Here is a 5078-nt window from a genome sequence, read left to right as displayed (position 1 = left end):
CCGGAGATACGGAGCTGACGGTAAAAGAAGAATTTACCTATTCGCCTCAGGACCGATTGCTGACCCATACCCATCAGGTAAACGGAGGAACAGTTGAAGTTTTAGCAAGCAATACCTATGATGATTTGGGACAACTGATCGTTAAAAATGTAGGAAACAGCGTAGCAAATCCCCTACAGAAGGTACACTATAGCTACAACATCAGAGGTTGGCTCACTGAAATTAATAATGTAGATAACCTTCAGCCAGATACAGACCCGGTGGATCTGTTTGCCTTTAAAATCAATTACGACAAACAGCCGGGCAACTCACAGGTACAGGCCTTGTACAATGGAAATATTTCAGAAACCACTTGGAAGACCAACACCGATGTGACCAAACGTTCTTATGGGTATCAATACGACAAACTGAATCGTTTGACTAGTGCAATTTACAGCAAGCCAAATGACGCTATTGCGGCATCAGGAGCCTATAATGAAAGTTTGAGTTACGATAAAAACGGAAATATTAAATCCTTGCAACGCTACGGAGCCAGTGATGCACCATCTATTGCTTTTCAAATCGATGATTTGACTTATGGTTATTTGAATGAAAATTCGAACCGGCTGACCAAAGTAACCGACAGCCCTGCCGGAAACGATAATGAAGGTTTTAAGGATGGTAATAAAACAGATGTTGATTTTACATATGATGCCAACGGTAACATGATTACCGATAAAAACAAAAACATCACCGAAATACAATACAACCAACTCAATTTACCCAAGAAAATTACATTTGGAACAAATGGCACGATTGTCTATATTTACAACGCAGCGGGTCAAAAACTGGAGAAAATAGTTAGCGCGAACGAAACTGTAACGAAAACAGATTATCTAGATGGTTTTCAGTACAACTATATCAATTATGGTGGGCAGGTGCCTGATGATCCGGGAAATACTGATCCTCCAATTGATACTCCAGATCCTGTAATAGATCCACCAGTGGAAGCGAATCGCTCGAGCCTATCGGGAGGTCAGAATGTTGTGTCGAGACCGACCTTGCAATTTTTTCCGACAGCAGAAGGGTACTATGATAATGTATATCAAAAATATGTGTATCATTACAAAGATCATTTGGGGAATATTAGGTTGAGTTATGATAGAAATCCTGTAAATAATGCTCTTAGAATTGTTGAAGAAAGTAATTATTATCCCTTTGGATTGAAGCACAAGGGGTATAATATGGATGATTTACATCCTGACTATAAGTATAAGTTTCAGGGTCAAGAACGTCAAGACGAGCTGGGACTGAACTGGGACAGCTTTAAGTGGAGAAATTATGACATGGCAATCGGTAGATTTATGTCAATTGACCCACTCGCAGAGGAGTATGCTTATAACTCAACTTATGCCTTTGCTGAGAATAAATTAGGAATGGGTAGAGAGTTAGAAGGTTGTGAATTAGGTCCTCTATTTGGTGTGGCAGAAATTGTCAAGGTAAGTGCAGAAGTTGGTGCTAGAACATCTGAAGTAGTTGGAAAAACATCTGAAGTAACTGGAAAAGCAACAGAAGGAAGCGGTAGATTTACGGAGTCACAAATAAAAAATTTCGCACGAGGGAACGCTTCAGAAGCTGAGCAACTTGCTAAAAATGGATTAGAGAAAAATACTAAGCCATATGAGGCAACAGACCCAAAAACAGGTAAGTCTGGTAAAACAGTTCCAGATTCTTTTGAAAAAGATGGCGGAACAGTTGAAGTTAAAGATGTGAAATATCAAGGTGAAACCTCCCAATTAAGATTGCAAAGAGTAATTTCAAATGCAAAAGGAGCAATTCCAAGATTAATCATAAACGAAGGAGCAAAATTATCAAAAAACCTAACAAATGGTAATTACAAAATAGATACTTATGTTGTTCCTCCTACGACAGTAATAGATAATACTGCTGTTAAAAAGCCTGAACTTCCAAAGCGTGTGACACCGTCTCCACCGCCTCCACCAGACCCTAATGCAATCAGGTCATAATGATTGAAAGTTAGAGAGATGAAATATAAAAGAATTTAAAAAATTAATATTTAATGGATAATAATGATAAAACGTTTGATGATTTAATAGAATTAATGCTTTTACAAGCACAAAAATTTTTAGAAGAAATAGGAGAATTTTTTCCATATGCTTCCGTTTTGTCTTCAGAAGGAGAACTTTCCACTTTGGGAATTTACAATGATGATGATAGTGATTTTACGGCTAAAAAGGCAATTGACATTTTTCAAAATAACATTAAGAAAGAAATTGAAGAAGGTACTGTTTCTATCGGTGCTATAGGAATTGATGTTTTGATAAAAGAAACAAACCAAAATGCAATTATGGTCAAAGCAAGTCATGATGGCATAAAATGGCATGAGAGAAATTTTTTATACACAATAAGTGATAATGTTGTAGAAATAGAAAAATATATTCCTTGAGTTATTTAATCTAAAAATGAAGGTAAAAAGCCATTCCATAACGGAGTGGCTTTTGCTTTTATAGCACTTTAAGTGTACCAAATTGTTAAAATAGAATTCAAGTTATCCTGCATCTGCTTAGGAAGTCTCAAAAGAATAGAAAGACAGTATTCATAACATCCTCCCTCCCTATATTGCCTTTTACAGTACTAAATTCCACGATTTAAAGCCTCAAATTACCTCCCCGCATAACCGACTTGTGTACTTATATCACCTGCTAGCATCCGTGTTCCAAGTGAAAACTCTACATTTTTTCAAATTTCCCTGACCAGTGTCTCATTTTGGAACACTGATTTACCAAACAAAAAAAATATTTTTGAAAAAAAAGTGCCAAAAAGCTACACTTTTCAAGATTCGTTAGTATTTATTGTAAAGATGCTTGACTAACCTCCTTGTATGGACTTCCTGTATCTAACAAATAACGAGATACTAACCAACCAAAGAAATGAAATATGAAAATTTAAAGAAATTTATAATCAGCACCAAATCAAGCAAAAGCACGATTTACAGATTCTACAAAAAGAATGAAGACCTATTTGCTGAAACCAACCTGAAAAACGGGAAGAGAATGTTTCCTTCTGACCATGCTAGATACTTTGACAGCGAAATAATGTTCGATGAGAACAAAGCTTTAAGACAGGAAAACCAATCTATGAGAAATCTCATTGACTGTCTGGCTGATAAGGAGAGCCTGCAACATACCTTTTGGCAGATGGACTGGAGTTTCTTCTTTACGGTAGCCTACAAAACGGACCGCAATAAGACCAGCTGTTTTAAGCAGATGCACGGTCTGTATGATTATTTGAACCAAAAATACGGAGCATCAACAGAAATCCGACTGTTCTTTACAACCGAGCCGTTCACAAACCGTAAAGGCTTTCACAATCATTTTGTGTTCTACATTGCTGATAAGAAACTTCATGAGCAGATTCTAACGGATATTCAGGACTACTTCAACTACGACAGAACCGATGTTAGTATTTATGATAGATACAAAGCTGGATTGTTCTACATGTCCAAAGACGGTCTGAGTGGAGAAGATTGGGATTTTATCAGTAACAGCACAAACACTATAAGCTATGAGAATTAAACTTAAACTTTCTCAGCTCAAACAGGTACTGCAGTCACAACCGCTCAAACTGCCAATCAGTTTTAAAAGGGAGGATTTTACCGACCATGAATTTTCAGAGTTTTCACGATTGATACAATCCAAAGAACGAGGCTAACGACCTCGTTTTTTTGTGCTCTAAAACGACAAAAAAAGCTGTGAGCCCAGGAAATCCAGGATTTTTCTTGCTTAATCCAAAATAGACCTGGACATTTGTTTCACTTTTCACAATAAGTGAAAGCGACCATGTAAACCCAATGAAATCAGTGGTTTACGAAATATGAAGAATCGACCGCTTTCAGATACATATATTAAGGTAGAAAAGTGAAACTAAAATAGAGCAAAATGGCATTAAAAGGACAAAAGACAACAAGTGATTTTTTAGAGTGGGAAAAGATGCTGAGCATCGTTTTGAAACTGGAGCGTGATAATGACCTGAAATTTGCGCTACTCATTGCAACGGGTTCTTACATTGGTCTGAGAATTTCTGACCTTCTCCAGCTTCGTTGGAATCAGGTGTTGAATCAGGATTACTTCACAATAACCGAGAAGAAGACCAAAAAGACCAGAAAAGTGACCATCAACCCAGAACTGCAGACCATCTTGAGCCGTCTGTTTATCGAGCTTAAAGCAGGGGAAAGCGATTTGATGTTCGCCAACCGCTCTGGAGATAAGCCGTTCAGCATTCAGTATGTCAACAGCAAGCTGAAAGATATTTTTGCCAAATATAAGGTACGTGGTCAGTATTCAAGCCACTTTATGAGAAAAACCTTAGGCAGAAGAGTCTGGGAGGTTAACAAGTACAGTGACCAAGCTTTGCTATTGCTGTCTCAATTATTCAACCATTCGAATGTTTCGACCACTAAAATCTATCTTGGAATCCGAGAACAGGAAATCAGCAACCTGTATTTGAGTGTTTAAATGTAAGAAAAGGACTTCTTTAATTCTGCATAACTAAATTGAGTTATGCATATACGTAATTAAATTGAAAATTACGACAGATGATTATGTTAATTATTTCTTAAATTATGTTAAATATTTTTGATTGATTTTAACAAATATGAAAATTGGAAAAAGTCAACTTATTTAAAATCAATATTTTATTTTTTTGAAAGACTTAAGTCATTTACGTTAAGTCGTCTTACATAACGTGATTGAGTTACCAAAAAAAAAGTCTCAAAAATATCACTTACCTTTGTCAAACAAAACAAAAGGAAAAAGATTATTGCAAGAATCTTTTCGCCATTCTGACAGCTAAAGAATGGAAAAAGAGCAAGTTGTAAAGCTGAACAGCAAACTCTAAAAATCACAAACATGTTTCAATTGACTATTCGACTTAATATTCGAAGGTGTCTCCTTGTGTGGAAAAACCGGTCAATTTGACCACCTAATTCCGGAGTAAATTGACCACCCGTTCCGGAGCAAACTGACCACCTGATTCCGGAGCAAATTGACCACCAGGTTTTGTGGTTAATTAACGATTAA

Annotated in this window: 4 protein-coding genes; all 4 read left to right on the top strand. The window is 36.6% G+C overall.

The genetic code is table 11. The annotated features are described in order from the left end of the window. Positions 1-2006: RHS repeat-associated core domain-containing protein (locus ACN1CN_RS22435; RefSeq protein WP_419137871.1), on the top strand; the 2006-nt coding region annotated here is incomplete at its 5' end. A 53-nt stretch (positions 2007-2059) separates the two neighbouring features. Beyond that, on the top strand, positions 2060-2446 hold the full coding sequence (locus ACN1CN_RS22430) for a hypothetical protein (RefSeq protein WP_419137869.1): 387 nt from the start codon (positions 2060-2062) through the stop codon (positions 2444-2446). Positions 2447-2930: 484 nt separating this feature from the next. Then, on the top strand, positions 2931-3575 hold the full coding sequence (locus ACN1CN_RS22425) for a hypothetical protein (RefSeq protein WP_419137867.1): 645 nt from the start codon (positions 2931-2933) through the stop codon (positions 3573-3575). 363 nt (positions 3576-3938) lie between these two features. Continuing rightward, positions 3939-4514 (top strand): tyrosine-type recombinase/integrase, encoded by a 576-nt coding sequence (locus ACN1CN_RS22420; protein WP_419137865.1) that lies wholly within the window; start codon positions 3939-3941, stop codon positions 4512-4514. The last annotated feature ends 564 nt before the right edge of the window (positions 4515-5078 follow it).

It is taken from the genome of Flavobacterium sp. T12S277, assembly GCF_048514875.1.
In the GTDB taxonomy this organism is placed as follows: domain Bacteria; phylum Bacteroidota; class Bacteroidia; order Flavobacteriales; family Flavobacteriaceae; genus Flavobacterium.
This window is presented reverse-complemented; position numbering and strand designations above follow the sequence as displayed.

Excerpts from the sequence above, each read along its gene's own strand:
- ACN1CN_RS22430 (WP_419137869.1), top strand. The coding sequence starts at position 2,060 with ATGGATAATAATGATAAAACGTTTGATGATTTAATAGAATTAATGCTT.
- ACN1CN_RS22425 (WP_419137867.1), top strand. The coding sequence starts at position 2,931 with ATGAAATATGAAAATTTAAAGAAATTTATAATCAGCACCAAATCAAGC.
- ACN1CN_RS22420 (WP_419137865.1), top strand. The coding sequence starts at position 3,939 with ATGGCATTAAAAGGACAAAAGACAACAAGTGATTTTTTAGAGTGGGAA.